The following is a 21,142-nucleotide window of genomic DNA, read 5'->3' on the forward strand; positions in this document are numbered from 1 at the left end:
GCTAATTAAACCGAGTAACGATACGACATATAAAAGAGTTACCCTAGCTGGCTTACGCTACAAGAAACGCTTCACCGATCTCCATTATTTGCTTTAGAATTGGCAAAATTTTACGCGTCTTTTCGGTCAAACCGTATTCTACGCGTGGTGGCACTTCGCTGAAGGAAGTCTTCCGGACTACACCCAATGTTACCAAAGCTTTTAATTCCTGAATAAGAATCTTTTCGCTGACATCAGGGATCATACGACGCAATTCACCATACCGCCGATCTTGCTCACTCAACTGATAAATAATGTACAGTCGCCATTTACCACAAATAACGTCAAGTGATTTTTTTAGAACAGGTTGGTCAACATCAGAAATGGCTTGTGTGTTAGTGTTATCACTCATAGTGGGGTAATACTAATTGTTATAACAACTACTTATTTCATAGTAAGTAATTGTACGTAGGTCACAAAGATAAAATGAACGAAATTAAAATGTTGTATTTGGCAAAAGTCTTGTGCGGTTTTTGTAACATTTTTCCGAACATTCACCTACTAATTAGTAAGATTTATGCTTCTTAAAAGTTAACCAGCGTATGTAACTCCACAAAAGACGCCTGACGCTTACTTTAGCTTAACTATATGCAGATTAATATAGTTAACAAATGAGAAATATTTAATGTATCAACACACACCAAAAGCCACAAATTAGAACAATACTCGATCAGCTGTTCCTATCCTTTTTGTACTCTTATAAAGGCGGTTTAAGTATTAGTACTTAAACAAATAAGTTAACATAATCCTCTTTTATCGTAATATCACCCAGGCTATAAGGGTACTATTTTTTCATTTTTTCACCCACGTTTGATCGATAGTACCAACTGCTTACTTATTTATGTAGTTGGAAAGCACTTAATTTTGCGCTTTGTATTTAATTTTCTGATTGATTGAAGACACTGCTCATTGTAGCTGGGCCTACAGCTGTAGGCAAGACGGCACTTTGCGTCCGACTTGCTAAATCATTGCAAACGGATGTTGTTTCGGCAGATTCACGACAACTGTATCGTGAGCTGAACATTGGCACCGCCAAGCCAACAAAGAGTGAGATGCAGGGCGTGCGCCATCATTTTGTTGACTCGCATTCGATTACTGACTCAGTCAATGCCGGCCGCTACGAGCGCGAATGCCTGGCTTTATTGACTACTCTGTTTGCGGAAAAAGATATTGTAATTCTATCGGGGGGGACCGGACTTTACATCAATGCGGTGTGCTTTGGCCTCGACGATATGCCGGTTGTAGACGCCGACCTGCGTCAGCACCTGCGCGACCGCTGGAAAACCGAGGGGTTGGCAATACTTCAGCACGAATTGTCGCAACTCGATCCGGCATATGTCGAAACGGCTGATATGCAGAACCCCGCCCGAGTTTTACGCGCGTTGGAAGTTTGTCTGTCAACCGGGCTGCCTTATTCGTCGTTTCGTCGCCAGCAGCCAGCGCAGCGCCCGTTCCAATCTGTATTTGTTGCGCTGGATCGCCCACGTGACGAATTGTATACCCGCATTGATGCCCGAATGGACGCCATGCTCAGTGCTGGACTAGTAGACGAAGCCCAATCACTTGTTGGTTTTCGGGATTTATCAGCGTTACAAACGGTAGGGTATCAGGAGATTTTTCCGTATCTGGATGGCGCTTACAACTACGAGGAAATGACCCGTTTATTAAAACGCAACTCACGACGCTACGCCAAACGACAGCTCACCTGGTTTCATAATCAAGGTGATTACACCTGGTTCGGACCAGACGATGATGAGGCTATTCTTTCTTTGGTAGCCAGCCAGCAGCAATGAGTCCTTTGTGTATGTAAAGAACTCATTGCCACTAAAAGAATTGTTACTGAGCGCGGTAAGCCAGCATACCGCCAATTACGTTGCGAACATTGTTGAAGCCATTTTGCTCAAGAATCTGCTGAGCCATTTCGCTACGCTTTCCCGACCGGCAGTGAACAATCACTTCTTCGTCTTGCAAACCGTCCAGTTCGTCCAGTTGGTATGGCAGATCACCCAGTGGGATAAGCCGTGCACCAATGTTATCCGCTTCGTATTCGTTTGGCTCGCGAACATCGATAAGATTCAATTTTTCGCCTTTATCAAGCCGTTCCTTCAATTCTTGTACGGTAATGTCCATGGGTCTGTTTAACGGTTAATAACTGTTGAATTTGATGCTATTGCGCCTGATGATGCACCAACCTCGTCAGTGCTGAATAATCAGTTTCTGTACGGCTGTCCGCTCGTTCTCCAACAATCGGAGCAGGTACAGGCCATCAGGCAAATAACTTAGGTCTAACGTTTGCTGCCCTCGGCTTGGTTCGACTGAGCGTAGGATTTGCCCTGTTAAACTCATTACGTCAACCCGCGTCAGCCGCGGATTTTCCCAGCGGATAAGTCCATTCGTTGGATTAGGGTAAGCCAGTAACGGAGCTAGTGGTTCCGGTTCGTTAATGGCCGTGACAAGACCATTTCCTTTTCCGCCCATCACCGCACGAAGCATGAACGCACCCGACAAATTTAAGCCGACGCCACCGGTCTGACTAACCTGGGGCCTGTTTTGCTCCCAGACAGTACCCCCACTATAAAATATCTGTGCGCCAAAAGGGCTGTTTTTATCAAATCCCAAACGCAAAAAAGTAGTGTCACTCGTACTGATTTGTTGATAGCCGATATAAAACGTATCCTGAACCGCTATGCCTCGGTCAAATTGAAAATAAACAAATTCATTGCGCGAGGCCGGGTATTGTACGGTAAACGCTTTTTGATAAAGGACAACCCCCGGTTGTCCAGTTGCCCCACCATTGGTGTTTCGGGTGGCATTGCCGTATACCGTTATAACGAATGGCTGCCCGGTCTGATTCGTCCGGAAAGGCACAATACAAGCCTGAATACCCGCCATTGTATCGGGCTTATTTAAGATAAAACGTACCGCTACACGCTCACGGGGACCTAATTGAAGCCCATATTCCCAACTACCATCGTCGTAAGCATAGTAATTGTCGAGTACCGCCCGCGCCGAGATCGTATCGTTCTGTTTAAGGACGCCACCCGGTATAGTTACGTTTTGGTCGTCTGTTGTTTCTACGTTGTACTCATAACGCAAGACAGCGCGAGTTGCTCCGGTCAAACTCCTGACCGGTTGTGGTCGGACAGCTCGGGGAAATAACTCTAATCCGCCAATCTGAAATTGATTGGTCGCTCGGGCGGTATCAACCTGCACAGTCCGCCCCGATACCTCATCTCGAACGATAAAGTTCGACTTCAGACTGTTAAATACATTGTTAAGATTTCGAATATCGGTCTTGATTGAGTCCGCCGTCTCTAATTCAGGCTGAACCAGATACTGCGACAAAGGCATAGCTGTATACCGTTTGAAGAAAGGACCAAGTGCCTGTCGCATGGCTGCATCTTTTACAAACCTGTCGTTTGCTGAACGGCCTCGATTCAGGTATACATAATCAAGGTTCCAGGTGTCGAATGGTCCGGATGCCCGGCCAAACGAACGAAATCGAAACGCAAAGCCCGAATGGAAATAGACCGCATTACTTACCGGCACAAACACCTGAACAAAATTATTATTCGTGGTATCGCCTACTGCTGCCCACACCTTTCGCCAGGCGTTATCACTACCCAAAAATTGAAGTATTAGGGAGTCACCCGGTTGGGTGACGATGGTATCAAATCGCGTAATCGTATCACCAGCAACAACGGATCTACTCGTTGTTACGGATATGCTGCCCGCATCCGGCGATTCGCCTAACCCTTTGATCTGATAAAAGAAACTCAGGTAAACACCGCTGGCCGTTGTTTGCCCAGCCAGATTAATTGGTCGAGATGTAAGCGTATCCGTGTAACCCTGGGCAAGCTGGTTATTCTGAACGTAGGGCATTCCATTAGCCCGTAACCCATCAAACGTCGCCACGTTGACAGTAGGCTGATTAATCCCCATCGTATTATTGATGTAAACGCCACTACCGGGTTGCCAGAGTGCTGGATTTGGCTGCTGACCATTTGTGCCGTACGTTTTTGAGAAATCGTCAAAGAAAGGCAAACTCAATGAGCTCTGAGCAACTCCCGTTGACGCTGACAGCAAGCAAGTTAATAGCAGCAATAGACTCGTCAGCACACGTAGCCTGTGCTGACAAAGATAAACAGGTAGCGATTTATTCATGTATAATCGGTTCCCGAACCGGGTTATTCCTGATTGGGTTCAATCGGTCCCACGACCCACAAATCCATCGTTTCGCCAACACGGATTCGCTCACCCGACCGGGCTTCAGGCCGCTGACGAACGACAGTACCTACTTCTTTCTCAGGATCTTCAACGGAAATTTTCGTACCAACTTTTAAGTTCGAACCGCGAATAGCCGCTTCTGCCTCATCAAGTTGCAACCCTACAACGTTTGGAACCGCAAACATCGTATTTCCTAAACCGTCACCGACCTCAAGATCAATTTTTGCCCCTTTTGGTACGGGTGTTCCCGGTGCGATTTCTTTGCCGTTATACAGTTGGCGCAGTACTGAGTTTTTGGCGACATCGGGCACGTAGGTCCGTTCGCCTTCAGCCAGTCCAAGCGATTCCAGCGTCCGGGCCGCACTTCGGTCGATCATATCAACGAGATTAGGCATAGACACCATAGGCGCTACCCGCTTTGTCACTGTGATGTAAATCTTACGGCCTTCTTTTACTTTAACGTTAGCGCGCGGATACTGCTGCACAACCGTTAGTGGCTGGGCTCCGGCTACAAACGTGCAGTCGCTTACTTCGTAGCGCAGGTTACGGTCGTCCAGAATGTTCTTCGTCTCATCAAGACTCAGTTTCGAGACGTCCGGTACGGTAATCGTCTGACCGTGATTGGTCGTAAACGGTAGATAAACAAAGAAAAAGCCCAGAAATAGAACGGCTACCAAAGCCGCAATGATGCCAATCTGAATCAGCAAGTCAGGAAAAGAACGGGTGCTGATTTTAGCCATTCAGGTGTTTAATTGCGTAAATAGCGGTAGTTTATTAATTGAGTAGTGAACACGTAAGCAAACGAGTGCATCAGGGTTACTCTACGTATCCACTTACCTGGTTACGTACTGATAATTGCAAATGTAGTAGAATCTGAAAACGCTTACCGATAGCCAACCAGCATTTTTTTGATGTACTTCCCTACAACGTCGAATTCAAGATTAACAATATCTCCCGGCTTCAGATCGCGGAAGTTCGTGTGCTCATACGTGTAAGGAATGATCGTTACCCGAAAACCGTCATCGTGTGAATTGAAAACGGTTAAGCTAACACCATTGATGCAGATAGAGCCTTTCTCGACCGTTACGTTACCGGCCAGATTGGGGTCATACTGAAAATCGAACAGCCAGCTTCCGTTCAGGTCCTGCACACTCGTGCAAATCCCGGTTTGGTCAACGTGCCCCTGTACGATATGGCCATCGAACCGACCATTAGCGGGCATACAGCGTTCGAGATTCACCTGCGCACCTACCTGAAGATTTCCCAGATTGGTTTTTTTCAGTGTTTCGTCAACCGCCGTAACGGTATAGCTCCCATCGGCAACGCTCGTAACGGTGAGGCATACACCGTTATGGCTAACGCTTTGGTCAATTTTCAATTCGGAAGCCATTGTTGACTCGATCCGAAAGGTCAGGTTCGTACCTTCTGACTCAATACCAGCCACCAGGCCAGTCGATTCTATAATTCCAGTAAACATTTTTCGAACGTAATAATACAGCCCCTGCGTCGCACCGTCAGCATCTACTCGACAGCCTGCGTGGGTTTCGAGACAATAAACAGCGAACTGCCAAATGGGGTTCGTTGAAACAGCTTTCCTTCAAGCCGCACAATCGTATACAGCATTTTGTTAACCCACGAACTAGGCAAATATACATCGGACTGCGCATTTTCGGCACGACGCCAGCCAAGTCGTAGCTGCCAGCTTTGCCATTGCCGCATTGCTACAATCAACGGTGCCAATAAAAAGCTCCAGTAAGTTGACCGCACAATGTTTAAACCTGTGGGTGGCATCAATCGGTCAAAATCGGCCTGGACAAACCGTCGGGTGCTGCCTACAGCTAGGTCGTGCTGTCCCTGAAAGATTCCAAACGCGTTGTTGTTGCTGATTAGAATACCACCGGGTTTAAGCCGACGCGCCAGTTGCCTTAATAAGCGGGTCAGGTCGTCGTTGTTGAAATAGCAAAAAACGTCGTTGCAAACAATTACATCATACAAGACGTCTGGCTCAAAACCGGTCAGTTCATTCAAATTCACCAGTTGGACGGGAAGCCCTCGTTCGTGACAGAAATCGACCGCATCCGATGAACCGTCAATGCCTCTTAGCGTTGTATAATCCCGTTTTCGCAAGAAATGCAGTAGCCCACCCGTTCCGCAGCCCGCATCCAGAATAGATACATCACGGCGACCGTTAAAAAAGTGGACGATCGTATCAACTACCCGCTCGTGCAGGATACGATACCACCACAACTGCTCCTCTATCCGGAACATTTTTTCGTATTCTTCCGAACGTCCAATCATGGCCTTCTGTCCATTAATTGCCCTCCCCGTTGACTTTTTTCGACATAAGGTGGCAATCCGCTATGAGCCATGAACAGTTTACCCAAGTATTCACCAAGAATACCAAGAAAAAGCAGTTGTAATCCGGTAGCAAGTACAACGACCCAGCCAACGACAAACCAACCGGACGGGCTCGTTATCCCGGTCAGCCAACTGATTCCCATAAAAATACCTGCCAGTAAACTCAAACTGAATAACAAAGCTCCGCTTATGGTAAAGATGCGAATTGGCCAGAGCGAATAACCGATAAATACGTTCAAGAACAAGGCTACCAATTTTTTGGCGGTGTAGTTTGATCGTCCTTCGGCCCGGCTGTTGTGCGGTACTTCTACCCTGCCAATGTTACGCGTTACGCGAAAAATCAGTCCGTCGATGTACGGATAAGGTCCTTTGTATTTGATAATCTCCTCGACCACTTCGCGACGGATCAGCTTGAAACTGGATAAATACAAGTCACGCGGCTTACCCAACGAGTAAGTCGTCAGGGTGTTTACCAGTCGACTGCCCATGTTTCTAAACCAGTGATGTTTTTTACTGGCGTAATAGCTGTACACTACGTCGAAACCTTCCGTAGTTGCCTTCGTAAGCAACGTTATGATTGCTTCGGGAGGATTTTGAAAATCGTCATCAATAATGACCACATACTGTCCCTTAGCGTGATTCAGACCGCACAGAACGGCGTTGAACTCACCAAAATTACGGCGCAGCGAGATGAAGCGGACATTGGCATAGGCATCGACCAACTGCTGACAAACAATTTCTGAGTTATCGCTACTCCCATCGTTTACCAGCACCACGTCAAACATCCGGCTCGCCAGGCAGGTTTGCAGCCGTTCCAGCAGCGGGCCAATCGTTCGCTCGCTATTATAGACGGGTATAACCACGCTTAGTTCCATCGAACACCGGGCAAAAAGGGTGAAGCAAGGCAGCGGCTTTGCAACAGGGGTTTCATCTGCTTTCGTCCGCTCATCCTCCGAATTGGTTTATGGTATCAATGATGTAGCTGACCTCACGTTCTGTTAACGCCGTATTCAAGGGCAAGCTGACAACTTCCCGGTGCAACTGCTCTGAAACAGGAAACGAATAGTGAGCATACTCTTTGTAGGCTCGCTGCCGATGGGGCGGAATCGGGTAGTGCACATCGGTGCCAATACCCCGTTCCTGCAAAAACAATCGTAACGCGTCACGACGGGGATGCCGTATCACAAACAAGTGCCAGACATCCTGCTCGACTTGATCCGTTGGGGGTAAAAGCACATCAGGATTGTCGATGCCCTGTAAATACAACTTAGCCAGCTTTCTCCGCACTTCATTTTCAGTCGTTAGATAAGGTAGCTTGGCGGCTAAAATAGCGGCTTGTAACTCGTCCAGACGACTGTTGTGACCAATGTAGTCGTTGACGTATTTCTGGGACGAGCCGTAATTGCGCAAAGAGCGCAATCGGTCGGCAAGGAGATCGTCGTTGGTTGTGATAGCCCCAGCATCGCCTAAAGCACCCAGATTCTTACTCGGATAAAAACTCCACCCTGATGCATCTCCAAGACTACCGGCCCGCTGTCTATCGTAAATGGCTCCGTGCGCCTGAGCCGCGTCTTCCAGAATAAGCAGGTTATAGCGTTCAGCTAACTCCCGGATCGGGCCCATAGCACAGCAACGACCGTACAGATGAACCGGTAGAATCGCTTTTGTCTGACCCGTAATAGCGGCTTCTATACGACTAGGATCAAGCAGATAGGTGTGCGGATCGGGTTCAACGAAAACAGGTGAGAGATTCGCCAGCGTAACACTCAGCAGTGACGCAATGTAAGCGTTCGATGGTACAATTACTTCGCTGTTCGCCGGAAAATCCCAAGCTTTTAGCACTAACGTCAAAGCATCAAGACCGTTAGCGACACCGATGCAATGGCGGGTGCCGCAAAAATGAGCAAACTGCCGTTCGAACTGCTCAACCTCTCGACCGGTTATGTACCAACCCGACTGCAAGACCCGGTGGGTCGCTTCCCGTACCCGCGCCTGATGGGGTTCATTGATACGCCCTAAATCCAGAAAAGGAATCATCGGGCATTGACCAGCTCCGGCTCATTAAGTCGGCGACTGTTTGGGTAAGGCTCATAGATGTAGTCGTCCTTGTCGTACAATGCGTTTGAAATAACGAGCAGGATTGCATCCGATGAGAAATTATCCATGATATGCCAGTCTTCGGGTTCTAACACCAGACACTTCGTAGGATTATCCAAAAAATAGGTATTTTCTACATACCCGTTGTGATTATACACTTGACAACTGCCATTTAGGCAAACGAGTGCATTCCAGGTACGGTGGTGACGGTGACCTGCGCGAGGGTTTTGGCCTGCTCCGTAGATGTAAAAAACGCGCTGAATCGTGCCAGGAATCACATTTTCAAAAACAGTCAGATTTCCCGTGTCAGAAATAAACGTTTTAAGCTCGTAAAGTTTCGCCATTAATTACGATCAACTCTTGGTTTTATGAAGAAAGTAGGAAGCTCTCAAATATAGAAAAAATGCCTTAATAGACGAATGAGCCCTATGTTAATATTACTCAGTGTACGGTTTTCTTATCAAAGAAGCGTCTAATTCGCCAAGGTTAGTATGATAAACTTACCTTTGTAGTTGACTTTTTGCTCGACATACTCATGCTAAAAAACAAATACCTGCTGGTAGGACTGGTACTATTAGGCTTCGTTATTGTGTACTTCAGTTTTTTTGACGGCGCGGGTTCCAGCTCTTCGGCAGCGCTTGACGCGTCGGTCGATCGTGAAGCCTATAGCCAGCAGATAAAGCAGGAGCGGGAAAAGAAAGATCAGACATTCAAGACCGGTGCAGATTCACCGCTACCGGATAAAGCTAGCTTCAACGGTCTTTCCTATTTCCCGGCTGACCCTGCCTATCGCGTCACCGCCCGTCTAGAACCCTTTGCTGATAAAACCCAAAAGCTTGTCGTGCGGATGAGCGACGGTTCCGAAGAGGTGTATGATAAGTTTGCGCATGCGGTATTCAATCTTAACGGCGAGACATGCAGGCTACTGATTGTACGCGTTCAGGATACGTATTCGATCCTTTTCCGCGATGCGACTTCGGGCCAGGAAACATATGGTGGAGGTCGCTATCTGGAAATCAATCCCGCGCAACTGACCGATTCGCAAGTGTTGCTGGACTTCAACACGGCTTATAATCCGTATTGTGCCTATAACCCGACTTATGCCTGCCCACTGCCTCCGGCGGAAAACAAGCTGACGACGGCCGTAAAAGCCGGCGAGCGCTATCACTAATCTGAAATCTGGTAGAAAAGACAAACTGAGGAACTCTTGTTTCCGCTTCCTTCCTAATTCTCCTTACCTTTACGGCATTTATCGTATTGGCATTCTATGGAAGTTTCCTATAAATGGTTACAAGAGTATATTGAGTTACCTGAATTACCGGAGGAAGTAGGCAAAATCCTGACGGGAACAGGACTTGAAGTTGAAGGCATCGAAAAGATTGAGGCCGTTCCGGGCGGCCTGGAAGGCGTCGTTATCGGCGAAGTGTTGACCTGCACTCGTCACCCCGACGCGGATAAGCTTAGTCTGACAACAGTAGACGTTGGCGCCGATCAGCCGCTTTTGATCGTCTGTGGGGCTCCCAACGTGGCTGCCGGGCAGAAAGTAGTGGTTGCTCTGGTAGGTGCTACGCTTCATCCAGCCTCCGGCGAAGCATTCCAGATCAAAAAAGCAAAAATTCGGGGTGCGGCTTCGGAAGGGATGATCTGTGCCGAGGATGAAATCGGTTTGGGTGCTTCTCACGCGGGTATTATGGTTCTGGATACCGACCTGCCCAATGGAACACCAGCCGCCCGCTATTTCAACCTGGAAGCTGATTACCAGATTGCCATTGGGTTGACCCCAAACCGCATTGATGCGGCTTCGCATTTCGGGACAGCCCGAGACCTGAAAGCTGCTCTGAACCGTCCGTTAACCATGCCGTCCGTAGACGGTTTTTCGGTAAGCAACCATGATCTGACGATCGATGTCCGCGTAGACGACGTGGCAGCCTGCCCCCGCTACGCCGGTTTAACGATCACGGGATTGACCGTAGGTGAATCGCCCGATTGGTTGAAACAGCGGTTGCTCAGCATCGGTCTTAACCCGATCAACAATGTAGTTGACGTAACAAACTTTATCTGTCACGACCTCGGCCAGCCACTTCACGCTTTCGACGCGGCTAAGATCGCAGGAAATCAAATTGTCGTTAAAACGCTGCCCGAAGGTACTCCTTTCGTTACCCTTGATGGCGTTGAGCGCAAACTAAGTGCTACGGACCTGATGATCTGCGATGCCGAGAAGCCAATGGCGATTGCCGGTGTATTTGGTGGGCAAGACTCCGGCGTAAGTGACCAAACGACTCGTATCTTTCTGGAGTCAGCGTACTTCTCTCCTACCTCGGTTCGAAAAACCGCGCAGCATCACGGCCTTAAAACCGACGCTTCTTTCCGGTTTGAACGGGGAACGGACCCCAACATGCCCATCTTTGCCTTGAAGCGGGCGGCTTTGCTGATTCAGGAAGTGGCAGGCGGAGCAGTAAGTTCGGCGATAAGCGATTCGTACCCGGAACCCATTCAGCCGTTCAGAGTCCTGGTTCGCTACCGAAACATCGACCGACTGATCGGTATTCCGATTGACCGGACAGAAATTCACCGCATTCTGAATGCACTCGACATTGAAGCGGACGAGATGAGTCCTGACAGCTTTATTGCCGTCGTTCCGCCGTACCGGGTAGACGTTACCCGCGAAGCCGATGTGATCGAAGAAATCCTGCGAATTTATGGCTTGGATAACGTGCCTCTGTCGGTCAATCTGGCCGCGGACTCGTTGTCGGAATTTCCCAAGGTCGATCCGAATCAGTGGCAAAGCCGCGTAGGACAGTTGCTGGCGGCTAACGGTTTCTACGAAATTCTGACCTTGTCGCTTACTCGTCCCACCTACAACGACGCAATCCGGTCGACGCTTTCCGGCGCGGACGTAACCTTGCTCAACCCGTTGAGTGAAGAATTATCCGTGATGCGGCAAACACTGTTGTTTTCTTCGCTCGAAACACTCGTCTATAACCTGAACCGTCGTCAAAAAGACCTCAAGACGTTTGAGTTCGGTAAGGTTTATTCCAAAACACAGGGTGAAGACGGCACGAGTAAGTATACCGAACGGATGCGCCTGAGCCTGGCGATGGTTGGCAATCAGGAAGCAGAAAGCTGGCTGCAAAAAGGGCAACCAGTAGCTTACCATGATATGGCAACGGCCGTGCAGCGGGTGCTGAATCTGTTCCGGATAAAACAAATTGATACACAGCCAGCTGACCCGGCGTTGTTCCAGTATGGCTTGACTTATCTGGTTAATAAGAAACCACTCGTCAGCTTAGGTATTGTGCAACCAAAACTAACAAAACTGGTTGATCTAAAGCAGCCTGTTTTTTACGCTGACTTTGACTGGAGTGCTCTGCTTAAACTAGCGAATACGAAAACCCGTTACGAAGAAGTACCGCGTTTTCCGGAAGTTCGTCGCGATTTGTCGCTGGTGATCGATAAGACTGTTACATTTGAGCAAATCAGTCGGCTAGCGCATCAAACGGAGCGTAAATTGCTGCGTTCGATAAATGTTTTTGATGTGTACGAAGGGGAAAACCTGGGTACGGATAAAAAATCGTACTCCGTGAGCTTTACGTTGCAGGACCCAACTCAGACGCTGACCGATGCCGCTATCGAAAAAACGATGCAACGGCTCATGAGCGGTTTCGAGCGGGAATTAAGCGCAGTCATTCGAAAGTAACGTTTCGTTGGGTATAAGCATACGTTTTTGTGTACGCTTGACTTAGCTTATACTCAGTTACTCTATCATACAGGCAATAACGTGGTCAGTGAGCATCAAATCGTAGCCTTAATGGAACAACTCGAGCGGAAAGTCGGGTTGTTGAAAGGTGTATGCGACGATGCAAAACGCCACATAAAGCAACTGGAAAGGCAAAATGACGACTTAAACGATCGTCTAAAAAAAGAACAAACCTTAACAAAAGAGTTACAGAAAAAACTAGATAATTCAGCGAAAAAGGTTCTAAAGTCAAAAGACTTTGGTATTATTGTAAGTAACAATCTGTCTGTGACAGATACGAATGCCGAATTAAAAAAACAACTCGACGAGTATATCCGGGAATTAGAACGGTGTATAGCTCACTTGAGTAGTTTGTCATAAACCCAAATTGGCTCCGGGCCTATGGTCCAATCTGAGCCGACTGCAGCGATGGAAGAACTGTCTATTCGCGTAAAAATTGCCGACCGGTCCTACAAGTTGTTTGTAGAATCGGAGTCGGAATCAATCGTGCGTGAGGCCGCCAAACTTCTTCAGGACGAACTGAAGCAATACCGCGACATGGGTATTAGCGACACGCAGGACGCTCTGGCGAGGATAGCTTTCGATTGCCTGATTACCAAGCTCAGAGGAGAACGACAAGTGCAACGATTACAACAGATGGTGTTTGACAAAATAACTCAGTTAGATCAGGTCGTCACGCCGGCCATAACCACATAAAAACGGCGGGTCACCCACCCCACAATGCCCCGGACAGGGCACTCGTATCGCGGCAGGTTGAATGGTTTATTTGTTCACCCCAAACGATATAAGTACAATGGATATCCCACTTTGGTTAGCCGTCTTTGCCGTCCTCGCGGGTGGCGGGATTGGGCTACTGATCGGTCGCCGGACAATGGCGAGTGATCATGCCAAACGCGAACAGGAAGCGGAAGAAAAAGCCGCTTCTATATTGAAGAATGCCGAACTGCAAGCCGAAACCATCAAGAAGGATCGGATGCTCGAAGCAAAAGAAAAGTACCTTAAGTTAAAAGCTGAATTTGAAGAGAACACCAATCAGAAACGAAATCTACTTCTTCAGAACGAAACAAAACTTAAACAACGCGAACAGCAACTGAACCAACAGGCGGATCAGCAACGTAACCGTGAAAATGAGTTAAATCAACAGCGGAACGAGCTTGCCCAGCAGAAAAATAGTGTAGCGCAGCAGGTTGAAGCTCTCAACCGACGCCGGGAAGATGTTGACCGCCGTCAGCAGGAAGCGGAACGCATGTTGGCCGATCAGGTAGCGCAACTCGAAAAAATAGCCGGTCTCTCCGCTGATCAGGCGCGTGAACAACTGATTGATACGCTAAAGGCCGAAGCAGAAACGCGAGCGTCATCGTTCATCAAAAATATTGTCGAGGAAGCTAAACTAACGGCTACCAAAGAAGCCAAAAAGGTGGTTATCGAAACCATCCAACGGACGGCTACCGAACATGCTATTGAAAACTGCGTTTCCGTATTTAACATTGAATCGGACGACGTAAAAGGTAAAGTAATTGGCCGCGAAGGCCGTAACATCCGGGCGCTGGAAGCCGCTACCGGCGTTGAAATCATTGTTGACGATACTCCCGAAGCCATTATTATCTCCGGATTCGATCCGGTTCGTCGCGAGATAGCCCGCTTGTCGCTACACCGGCTCGTGCAGGACGGTCGTATTCACCCGGCCCGCATTGAAGAAATTGTTGCCAAAACCCGAAAAAATATTGAAGACGAGATCGTGGAAATTGGCGAACGTACCGTCATTGATCTGGGTATCCACGGTCTTCACCCCGAACTGATCAAGATGGTGGGTCGGATGCGTTTCCGGTCCAGCTACGGTCAAAACCTCCTTCAGCACTCCCGCGAAGTGGCTAAACTCTGCGCTACGATGGCTGCCGAGTTGGGCCTCAATGCGAAACTAGCCAAACGCGCCGGACTGCTCCACGATATCGGTAAAGTTTGGCCCGAAGAAGCTGAATTGCCCCACGCCATTCTGGGCATGGAACTGGCTAAAAAATACAAAGAGAATCCGGAAGTCATCAATGCCATCGGCGCTCACCACGACGAGATTGAGATGACCAGCATGATTTCGCCTATTGTGCAGGTTTGTGACGCGGTTTCCGGGTCACGTCCTGGTGCTCGTCGGGAGATGATGGAATCGTACATCAAACGGCTCAAAGAACTGGAAGAACTGGCTGGTAATTTCCCCGGCGTTACGAAATGCTACGCAATTCAGGCTGGTCGTGAACTACGCATTATGGTCGATGCGGATCACGTTTCGGACGAGCGGGCAGGTGTATTGTCATACGAGATTTCGCAGAAGATCGAAAAAGAAATGCAGTATCCCGGCCAGATCAAAGTAACTGTTATTCGAGAAATGCGGGCAGTAGCCTACGCTAAATAAGACAACCACAAGTAGTGACAAGCAAAAAGGGGGCCTCGATGGTCCCCTTTTTGCTTGCAACAAACTTATAGTAAATCGGTTTCCTCCCTACAGTGACGTGTGCTTCGTAACCTTTTGCCGGCAAGCGTATTGGCGTGACATATTCCCGGAGTAGTCGTCAAACGATCATTTGATTTTATCCCTATGGATTTTTTAACAACCGTTTTATTGTTACTCGTCGGCGTCGGCGGGGGTGCTGCCCTTGCCAATGCGCTACGCAGTCGTTCCGGCGTTACCAACGTTCGTCATGAATCGACCTTGCTGCTGGAACGCATTGAGAAGGTATTCAAGGTTGTGATGGCTGAAGGCTATTTTTCGGAGATTTACAATTATCAGGATCAAAAGAAAATTCTTTACCTGCTTAACGATCCCAAAAAAGCAATGGTCATTGCGAAGTCTAAGGTTCTGGTCGGATTCGACTTCTCCAAGGTTCGGATTCGTCCCTCAGAAAACGGAGAAAAGAAGTTAATTATAGAAGCCTTTCCGAAACCCGAAGTACTGTCGATCGACACCGACTATAAATTCTACGATATTCAGGCGGGCATCCTCAATCATTTCAGCGGAGCCGATTATACCCAGATTCTTGACGAAGCAAAGCGGGCTATGAACGAACGGGCCTTACAGAGTGATCTGCCTAAAATCGCCAACAATCAGATTCAGTACATGATGTATCAGCTTGCCAGTTCGATGGGTTGGCAGCTTCAGCTCCCCGAAGCTGAACAACGTCAGCTCGACGTGTTGAAAGCGCAGGCAGACAATACGACCAATTACAAACAACTTACTACGGGTGAGTAACTTTCTACTACGTTCAACGTTTGGGGTATAGCATCTTATCTGTGCTTCCTGACTATGCGTTTTTTCTACTTCATCCTTCTCTTCTTTCCTTTTCTTGCCCAGGCGCAACTTCCTATAAACACGTCGGGTGGGGCCGCTTGTCAAGAGCATAAAGCGGCCTATTTCAATCGGATCACATCCAACCCTAAAGCCCGAGTTGCCTACGCCGGTGACCCGAGCATTGATGTTACTTACTATGGACTTGAGCTGTATTTGACCCATACACCCAATTACCTTCGCGGGGCCGCCACCGTTACGCTTAAAAGCACAGCTGCCATCAGTAGCTTCTTCCTGGATCTAAACTCGACCACAGCCACCACTGGCACAGGACTTCGGGTTGATTCGGTGAAAGTTGGTAATCAGAAAATTTCCTACCAACATGCGCAGAATAAGCTGACCGTTACTCCCGCTCAACCCCTATCAACCGGACAGGCCCTGACGTTACTTGTTTATTACCAAGGCGTTCCCGCTGGTGATGATAGCTTTGTTTTCGGCAGACACGATACCACCAATGATCCGGTAATCTGGAGTCTAAGCGAGCCGTACGGCGCTCCGGACTGGTTTCCCTGCAAGGACAGCCCTGGTGACAAGGCCGACTCATCGGCGGTCAGGATTACAGCTCCCAACCAGTTTGTGTCGGTATCGAATGGCATACTGGTTAGCACAACGAGCAATTTGGATGGTACACGTACATATCACTGGCGAAATAGTTATCCAATTGCGCAGTATCTTATTTCAGTTGCATCGACGAACTATGAGCGATACGACACGCCCGCAACACTCGCGACCAGCGGAACGACCTTACCCATCACCCATTATGTTTACCCCGAAACATTAACGCGAGTAAAAGCGTCGTTGGATAAGACTCCGTCGATGGTTCAGCTGTTTACTAATCTTTTTGGCCCGTATCCGTTCCTGCGGGAAAAATACGGGCATGCGCAGATCGGTCGGGGCAATGGAGGCATGGAACATCAGACGATTTCGTCGATGGAGGAGAACGCGTTTGCGTCAGACGTGATCGCGCATGAACTGGCCCACCAGTGGTTTGGCGATAAGATTACCTGCCGCGACTGGCAAAATATCTGGCTTAACGAAGGCTTTGCCTCTTACGCGGAAGCACTCTACGCGGAATCGGCAAATGGTCAGGCGGGTTATCAATCGACTATGACCAACTTCATGACCAGGGCACGAAGAGCGCGTGGGTCAATCTACGTTCAGGACATTACCAACTTCGGCAACATTTTTAGCCCTGACCGTAGCTACGCCAAAGGAGCCGTTGTGTTACACATGCTTCGGGCTGTTGTTGGTCAGGAAACATTTTTCTCTATTCTTCGCGCGTACGCAGCCTCTCCTACGGTTGCCTACAAATCAGCCGTTACGGAAGATTTTCAGGCCATTGCCGAACAGGTCTACGGGCAATCGCTGAATTATTTCTTTAAGCAATGGATCTACGGCGAAGGGTATCCGAGTTACAGAGCTACCGTATCGACCAATCCCGGAACGAATACCGTAAGCGTACGACTTCAACAGCGAAACGCAATTGCAACAAATCCTGGCAGCTTCACCATGCCCGTACAAATGCGTATTCAGTCGGCAGCGGGCGATACGACAGTAACCGTCTTCAATGACCAGGCCGATCAAACGTTTACCTTACCAGCTCGCGGAGCCGTAACAGGGTTGCTTATTGATCCTGCAAACTTGATTCTCAAGACGGTTGAAACGTCTACGATTACGCCGATCACCGCGGTTAATGAACCTCTGATGGGCAATCTACGGGTATACCCTAACCCAACCGCCGAAACATTAACCGTTGACTTTTCAGTATACGCATCCGGCCCTGTCACATTAAGCCTCACCAATATGCTTGGCCAGCGGGTCCGAACGTTAACCGAATCAACGCTTGGCGTCGGTGACCATACACGAACCATCAATCTAAGGGATCTAGCCAGTGGCCGTTATACCCTCACTATCCTCCAAGAAAGTGGGCAGTTTAGTCGGGTAGTTTTGATTCATTGATTACTTTCGTTTCTATGAAGAAACAACTCATTTTAATGCTTATCATGGCTGGTGCGCTTCTCTCCAGCACTGTTTTTGGACAAGACAAATTAGGCATCATACGACATAATCACCTGTCTATTCACGTGAAGGATGTACCCAAAAGTGCCGCCTTTTACCGTGACGTAATGGGCCTGAAGCCGCTTCCTGTTCCTGATAACCTGAAAGCAATCCGTGCCTGGTTTGACCTGGGCGACGGTCAGCAGATCCACTTGCTGGATGGCCGAACAGCTCAGATCAACCACGATAAAAATGGCAGTCACTTTGCTTTGTTTGTCGCTGACATTAACAAATCCGAGCAATACCTGAAAGAGCAGAATATTCCTTATCACCGGCAGGTACGCTTTGATGGCATCGTCCAAGTCTATTTTTCAGACCCTGACGGCTATCTATTCGAGTTGAACGAAGGAGCGAAACCTACGAAAGCGTACTAGATCATAAAAGAAAAATCCGTTTGAGAGAAGCGATAAAGCCTTTACTCAAACGGATTTTGTATTTGTGTTTTTTGCCTTAAATATACTGCCGAATCGTTGCCGCCGTCTCCGCCAGCTCTTCCTGAGTTGGCTTCATTTTGTTATGAAAGTTCATGTCAGCCATCGAGTTAAGCGGAATCAGGTGGACATGCGCGTGAGGTACTTCCAATCCAACAACGGCAACGCCAATGCGCTTGCACGGAATGGCTTTTTCAATGGCCGGTGCTACCTGCTTGGCGAATGCCATTAACCCAGCATATAGATCATCGTCCAGATCGAAAATATAATCGACTTCTTTTTTCGGGATGACCAGTGTGTGCCCCGTGGTGGTCGGCATTACGTCCAGAAAAGCCAGATAATCGTCGGTTTCGGCAATCTTGTGGGCCGGAATTTCACCAGCAACGATACGGGAGAAAATAGAAGGCATAATCAACTTTTAGCGTTTGGTAGCTTTCCGATTCCGGAACAAAATCAGCTAGACTTTTCAGACTGAAACGGATAAGAAATTAATTACCGCGCAATCTCAACCACTTCAAACTCCATAATTCCGGCCGGAACTTTGATTTCAGCGGTGTCACCAACGCGCTTACCCAGTAATCCTTTACCAATGGGCGATCCAACCGAAATACGCCCCGATTTGAGGTCCGCTTCTTCTTCCGAAACAAGCGTGTAAAGCATCTCAGCGCCGTTCTTTTTATTCTTGATCTTTACTTTCGAAAGCACCGATACCTGCGAAGCGTCAATGGTTGATTCGTCGAGAATACGGGCATTAGCCAGCACCTCTTCCAGTTTTGATATTTTTAGCTCATGAAGACCCTGTGCGTCCTTAGCCGCGTCGTATTCCGCGTTTTCGCTAAGATCCCCTTTGTCACGGGCTTCAGCAATCTGGCGGGCAATTTCAGCCCGGCCTTTAGTTTTCAAATCACTCAGTTCCGCCTTAAGCCGGTTGAGTCCTTCTTCGGTATAATATGAAATCTTTGCCATAATACTTACATACTTACTCGTTTATTCATATTGGGCTAGGATCGCTCCTAAAAACAAAAAGAACGGTACACCGACCGTTCTGCAACCAAATTGGTTTTCTTTGCAGCCGTGTCAGTGTCGCCGTCGGATAACCGAAGCGAGCGCTTTGGGAATATAGTAATTTTTTCGTCGCATGGGTAGAACCGTTTGCTAATCGATCAATCCTGACTTAGTCCGTTTGGGCAACGCATCACTGAGACAAAAATAGAAATACTTCCCGGCTATATCAACACTTGATTCATCAGCTAGGGTAAAAACTGAGTTATCAAATTATGGATAAACCACTTCGCATCGTGTTTATGGGTACGCCCGATTTTGCTGTTGCCAGCTTACAGCGGCTATTGGGCGGTGGTTGTCATGTCGTTGCCGTTGTTACTGCGCCAGACCGACCATCCGGACGTGGATTGCAGCTCACTCCGTCCGCCGTTAAGAAAGCAGCAGAAGCAGCTAATTTACCCGTGCTACAACCCGAAAAGCTTCGTAATCCGGCGTTTCTGGAACAACTGGCTAGCTATCAGGCTGATTTACAAATCGTCGTGGCTTTTCGAATGCTGCCCGAAGTTGTCTGGTCTATGCCTACTGTCGGTACGTTCAATTTACACGGTTCTCTGCTACCTCAGTACCGGGGAGCCGCTCCCATCAACTGGGCCATCATCAACGGTGAAACCCAAACGGGCGTTACCACTTTTTTCATCGAGAAAGAAATTGATACCGGTCAGATGATTTTTCAAGACAACGAACCCATATACCCCGACGATACAGCCGGAACAGTGCACGACCGGTTGATGGAACGCGGTGCCGATCTGGTCCTAAAAACGGTTCGGGCTATCGAAGCCGGAGACTATCCACGTACTCCCCAGCCGACAACCGACGAGTTGAAAGCAGCCCCTAAACTTAGCCGGGAAACCACCGAAATAGACTGGAATCAGCCAACGATAATCATTCGAAATTTTGTGCGTGGCTTGTCGCCTTATCCAGCCGCATGGACAACGATAAATGGCAAGTTCTTTAAGGTTTATGCCGTTTCGCTAGCCAACGAATCGCCCTTCACGGCTGAAGTTGGCGAAGCTTATACCGATAACAAAAAGACGATCTTAATCCGGGCTACCGATGGCTGGCTCAGTCTTGATTCGCTACAGGCCGAGGGAAAACGACGCATGACAGCCGAAGAGTTTTTACGAGGTAATCGCCTTTGATTGTTGGTAGTACTGAACGGTGAAGTCAGTTTCTCTAAACCGATTCCTACAAAGGCGCAAACAGGTGAGCGTAATTAACAGTAGACCAAGTCTCAACTTATTTGTATGAAAATTAGTTTGATTGCCGCCGTTGCGCAAAACGGTACTATCGGGCGTGACAACGACCTGCCCTGGCACTTGCCGGATGACTTTGCTTTCTTCAAGCGTAAGACCAATCATCACCCCATCATCATGGGTCGTAAATCGCTCGACTCGCTCGGGAAGCCTTTGCCAAACCGCACCAACATTGTCATTACGCGCAATAAGGATTTTTCGGCAGATGGGGTTATTATCGTGCATACACTCGACGATGCGATTGATAAAGCAAAAAAAGCGCTCCAACACCACGCGGAGCATCAACCGACGGACGAAATCTTTGTGATTGGGGGTGCGGAGATTTACGCGATGGCCCTGCCTATTGCCACGACGCTCTATCTAACCGAAGTCCAGAAAGCTTACGAGGGCGATACCTCCTTCCCTTCTTTCAGCAAAAACGATTGGCAGGAAGTTAGCCGACGCCCGCATCCAGCCGACGAACGACATCAGGTTTCGTTTGACTTTGTAGAGTACGAACGAAAAAGCAACTGATCAGGCATCAGTT

General features: G+C 48.3%; 22 protein-coding genes. 11 read left to right on the top strand and 11 right to left on the bottom strand.

The features are described from left to right. Positions 1 to 52 precede the first annotated feature (52 nt). Entirely contained in the window at positions 53 to 391 is a 339-nt protein-coding gene (locus tag M0L20_RS02905; protein WP_232559355.1) for a winged helix-turn-helix transcriptional regulator, read from the bottom strand. 541 nt (positions 392 to 932) lie between these two features. Between M0L20_RS02905 and miaA the strand changes: the two genes are divergently transcribed. Beyond that, complete coding sequence (miaA, locus tag M0L20_RS02910) at positions 933 to 1,832, top strand: tRNA (adenosine(37)-N6)-dimethylallyltransferase MiaA (RefSeq protein ID WP_248475589.1); 900 nt, start codon at positions 933 to 935, stop codon at positions 1,830 to 1,832. A gap of 43 nt (positions 1,833 to 1,875) precedes the next feature. Here miaA and M0L20_RS02915 read toward each other — a convergent pair whose 3' ends face one another. The 8 genes from M0L20_RS02915 to M0L20_RS02950 form a co-directional block, all read right to left on the bottom strand. After that, on the bottom strand, positions 1,876 to 2,169 hold the full coding sequence (locus M0L20_RS02915) for a rhodanese-like domain-containing protein (RefSeq protein ID WP_232559357.1): 294 nt from the start codon (positions 2,167 to 2,169) through the stop codon (positions 1,876 to 1,878). A gap of 66 nt (positions 2,170 to 2,235) precedes the next feature. After that, a complete protein-coding gene (locus M0L20_RS02920; protein ID WP_248475590.1) occupies positions 2,236 to 4,203 on the bottom strand; it encodes a T9SS type A sorting domain-containing protein in 1,968 nt (655 codons plus the stop codon). A gap of 23 nt (positions 4,204 to 4,226) precedes the next feature. After that, entirely contained in the window at positions 4,227 to 5,006 is a 780-nt protein-coding gene (locus M0L20_RS02925; RefSeq protein WP_232559359.1) for a PASTA domain-containing protein, read from the bottom strand. A gap of 143 nt (positions 5,007 to 5,149) precedes the next feature. Further along, entirely contained in the window at positions 5,150 to 5,743 is a 594-nt protein-coding gene (locus M0L20_RS02930) for a riboflavin synthase (protein ID WP_232559360.1), read from the bottom strand. Between the two features lie 44 nt (positions 5,744 to 5,787). Next, positions 5,788 to 6,564 (bottom strand): class I SAM-dependent DNA methyltransferase, encoded by a 777-nt coding sequence (locus tag M0L20_RS02935; RefSeq protein WP_248475591.1) that lies wholly within the window; start codon positions 6,562 to 6,564, stop codon positions 5,788 to 5,790. Further along, positions 6,561 to 7,499 carry a glycosyltransferase family 2 protein gene (locus tag M0L20_RS02940; RefSeq protein ID WP_248475592.1) on the bottom strand — a complete coding sequence of 313 codons (939 nt, stop codon included), beginning with the start codon at positions 7,497 to 7,499 and terminating at the stop codon, positions 6,561 to 6,563. The genes M0L20_RS02935 and M0L20_RS02940 overlap by 4 nt, the downstream gene beginning before the upstream one ends. A gap of 70 nt (positions 7,500 to 7,569) precedes the next feature. Then, positions 7,570 to 8,661, bottom strand: coding sequence for a DegT/DnrJ/EryC1/StrS family aminotransferase (locus M0L20_RS02945; protein ID WP_248475594.1), 1,092 nt, complete (start codon positions 8,659 to 8,661; stop codon positions 7,570 to 7,572). Beyond that, positions 8,658 to 9,065 (bottom strand): sugar 3,4-ketoisomerase, encoded by a 408-nt coding sequence (locus M0L20_RS02950; RefSeq protein WP_232559364.1) that lies wholly within the window; start codon positions 9,063 to 9,065, stop codon positions 8,658 to 8,660. The genes M0L20_RS02945 and M0L20_RS02950 overlap by 4 nt, the downstream gene beginning before the upstream one ends. A 191-nt stretch (positions 9,066 to 9,256) precedes the next feature. Here M0L20_RS02950 and M0L20_RS02955 point away from each other — a divergent pair, with 191 nt between their 5' ends. The 8 genes from M0L20_RS02955 to M0L20_RS02990 all read left to right on the top strand — a co-directional run bounded on the left by M0L20_RS02955 (position 9,257) and on the right by M0L20_RS02990 (position 18,244). Further along, positions 9,257 to 9,892, top strand: a complete 636-nt coding sequence (locus M0L20_RS02955; RefSeq protein WP_248475595.1) for a DUF1684 domain-containing protein — start codon at positions 9,257 to 9,259, stop codon at positions 9,890 to 9,892. A 96-nt stretch (positions 9,893 to 9,988) separates the two neighbouring features. Beyond that, the gene (pheT, locus tag M0L20_RS02960; RefSeq protein ID WP_248475596.1) at positions 9,989 to 12,418 is read left to right on the top strand and encodes a phenylalanine--tRNA ligase subunit beta; all 2,430 of its coding nucleotides are present in this window, start codon (positions 9,989 to 9,991) and stop codon (positions 12,416 to 12,418) included. Between the two features lie 111 nt (positions 12,419 to 12,529). After that, positions 12,530 to 12,838 (top strand): hypothetical protein, encoded by a 309-nt coding sequence (locus M0L20_RS02965; protein ID WP_232559367.1) that lies wholly within the window; start codon positions 12,530 to 12,532, stop codon positions 12,836 to 12,838. Between the two features lie 21 nt (positions 12,839 to 12,859). Then, positions 12,860 to 13,174, top strand: a complete 315-nt coding sequence (locus M0L20_RS02970; protein WP_232559368.1) for a cell division protein ZapA — start codon at positions 12,860 to 12,862, stop codon at positions 13,172 to 13,174. Between the two features lie 97 nt (positions 13,175 to 13,271). Next, the gene (rny, locus tag M0L20_RS02975) at positions 13,272 to 14,882 is read left to right on the top strand and encodes a ribonuclease Y (protein ID WP_232559369.1); all 1,611 of its coding nucleotides are present in this window, start codon (positions 13,272 to 13,274) and stop codon (positions 14,880 to 14,882) included. A 183-nt stretch (positions 14,883 to 15,065) separates the two neighbouring features. Then, on the top strand, positions 15,066 to 15,716 hold the full coding sequence (locus M0L20_RS02980) for a DUF4230 domain-containing protein (protein ID WP_232559370.1): 651 nt from the start codon (positions 15,066 to 15,068) through the stop codon (positions 15,714 to 15,716). Positions 15,717 to 15,770: 54 nt separating this feature from the next. Beyond that, positions 15,771 to 17,771, top strand: coding sequence for a M1 family metallopeptidase (locus M0L20_RS02985; RefSeq protein ID WP_248475603.1), 2,001 nt, complete (start codon positions 15,771 to 15,773; stop codon positions 17,769 to 17,771). A gap of 14 nt (positions 17,772 to 17,785) precedes the next feature. Then, entirely contained in the window at positions 17,786 to 18,244 is a 459-nt protein-coding gene (locus M0L20_RS02990) for a VOC family protein (RefSeq protein WP_232559372.1), read from the top strand. Positions 18,245 to 18,320: 76 nt separating this feature from the next. Here M0L20_RS02990 and M0L20_RS02995 read toward each other — a convergent pair whose 3' ends face one another. Both M0L20_RS02995 and greA read right to left on the bottom strand, forming a co-directional pair. Then, positions 18,321 to 18,710: an HIT family protein gene (locus tag M0L20_RS02995; RefSeq protein WP_232559373.1), complete on the bottom strand. Its 390-nt coding sequence runs from the start codon at positions 18,708 to 18,710 to the stop codon at positions 18,321 to 18,323. Between the two features lie 83 nt (positions 18,711 to 18,793). Next, positions 18,794 to 19,267, bottom strand: a complete 474-nt coding sequence (greA, locus tag M0L20_RS03000; protein WP_232559374.1) for a transcription elongation factor GreA — start codon at positions 19,265 to 19,267, stop codon at positions 18,794 to 18,796. Positions 19,268 to 19,578: 311 nt separating this feature from the next. On the opposite strand from greA, the gene fmt reads away from it, so the two are divergent. Together fmt and M0L20_RS03010 are read left to right on the top strand one after the other, a co-directional pair. Next, positions 19,579 to 20,502, top strand: coding sequence for a methionyl-tRNA formyltransferase (fmt, locus tag M0L20_RS03005; protein ID WP_248475605.1), 924 nt, complete (start codon positions 19,579 to 19,581; stop codon positions 20,500 to 20,502). Between the two features lie 105 nt (positions 20,503 to 20,607). Then, positions 20,608 to 21,129 carry a dihydrofolate reductase gene (locus M0L20_RS03010; RefSeq protein ID WP_248475607.1) on the top strand — a complete coding sequence of 174 codons (522 nt, stop codon included), beginning with the start codon at positions 20,608 to 20,610 and terminating at the stop codon, positions 21,127 to 21,129. Positions 21,130 to 21,142 lie beyond the last annotated feature (13 nt).

The sequence above is a fragment of the Spirosoma liriopis genome (genome assembly GCF_023196085.1).
Taxonomy (GTDB): Bacteria; Bacteroidota; Bacteroidia; order Cytophagales; family Spirosomataceae; genus Spirosoma; species Spirosoma oryzicola.

What these genes read in the sequence shown, in the direction of transcription:
- greA (WP_232559374.1), bottom strand. Translation starts at nt 19,267, where the DNA reads ATGGCAAAGATTTCATATTATACCGAAGAAGGACTCAACCGGCTTAAG.
- M0L20_RS02990 (WP_232559372.1), top strand. Translation starts at nt 17,786, where the DNA reads ATGAAGAAACAACTCATTTTAATGCTTATCATGGCTGGTGCGCTTCTC.
- M0L20_RS02965 (WP_232559367.1), top strand. Translation starts at nt 12,530, where the DNA reads ATGGAACAACTCGAGCGGAAAGTCGGGTTGTTGAAAGGTGTATGCGAC.
- M0L20_RS02925 (WP_232559359.1), bottom strand. Translation starts at nt 5,006, where the DNA reads ATGGCTAAAATCAGCACCCGTTCTTTTCCTGACTTGCTGATTCAGATT.
- rny (WP_232559369.1), top strand. Translation starts at nt 13,272, where the DNA reads ATGGATATCCCACTTTGGTTAGCCGTCTTTGCCGTCCTCGCGGGTGGC.
- M0L20_RS02920 (WP_248475590.1), bottom strand. Translation starts at nt 4,203, where the DNA reads ATGAATAAATCGCTACCTGTTTATCTTTGTCAGCACAGGCTACGTGTG.
- M0L20_RS02980 (WP_232559370.1), top strand. Translation starts at nt 15,066, where the DNA reads ATGGATTTTTTAACAACCGTTTTATTGTTACTCGTCGGCGTCGGCGGG.
- M0L20_RS02940 (WP_248475592.1), bottom strand. Translation starts at nt 7,499, where the DNA reads ATGGAACTAAGCGTGGTTATACCCGTCTATAATAGCGAGCGAACGATT.
- M0L20_RS02970 (WP_232559368.1), top strand. Translation starts at nt 12,860, where the DNA reads ATGGTCCAATCTGAGCCGACTGCAGCGATGGAAGAACTGTCTATTCGC.
- M0L20_RS02985 (WP_248475603.1), top strand. Translation starts at nt 15,771, where the DNA reads ATGCGTTTTTTCTACTTCATCCTTCTCTTCTTTCCTTTTCTTGCCCAG.
- M0L20_RS02930 (WP_232559360.1), bottom strand. Translation starts at nt 5,743, where the DNA reads ATGTTTACTGGAATTATAGAATCGACTGGCCTGGTGGCTGGTATTGAG.
- M0L20_RS02905 (WP_232559355.1), bottom strand. Translation starts at nt 391, where the DNA reads ATGAGTGATAACACTAACACACAAGCCATTTCTGATGTTGACCAACCT.
- M0L20_RS02935 (WP_248475591.1), bottom strand. Translation starts at nt 6,564, where the DNA reads ATGATTGGACGTTCGGAAGAATACGAAAAAATGTTCCGGATAGAGGAG.
- pheT (WP_248475596.1), top strand. Translation starts at nt 9,989, where the DNA reads ATGGAAGTTTCCTATAAATGGTTACAAGAGTATATTGAGTTACCTGAA.
- fmt (WP_248475605.1), top strand. Translation starts at nt 19,579, where the DNA reads ATGGATAAACCACTTCGCATCGTGTTTATGGGTACGCCCGATTTTGCT.
- M0L20_RS02945 (WP_248475594.1), bottom strand. Translation starts at nt 8,661, where the DNA reads ATGATTCCTTTTCTGGATTTAGGGCGTATCAATGAACCCCATCAGGCG.
- M0L20_RS02915 (WP_232559357.1), bottom strand. Translation starts at nt 2,169, where the DNA reads ATGGACATTACCGTACAAGAATTGAAGGAACGGCTTGATAAAGGCGAA.
- M0L20_RS02950 (WP_232559364.1), bottom strand. Translation starts at nt 9,065, where the DNA reads ATGGCGAAACTTTACGAGCTTAAAACGTTTATTTCTGACACGGGAAAT.
- M0L20_RS03010 (WP_248475607.1), top strand. Translation starts at nt 20,608, where the DNA reads ATGAAAATTAGTTTGATTGCCGCCGTTGCGCAAAACGGTACTATCGGG.
- M0L20_RS02995 (WP_232559373.1), bottom strand. Translation starts at nt 18,710, where the DNA reads ATGCCTTCTATTTTCTCCCGTATCGTTGCTGGTGAAATTCCGGCCCAC.
- M0L20_RS02955 (WP_248475595.1), top strand. Translation starts at nt 9,257, where the DNA reads ATGCTAAAAAACAAATACCTGCTGGTAGGACTGGTACTATTAGGCTTC.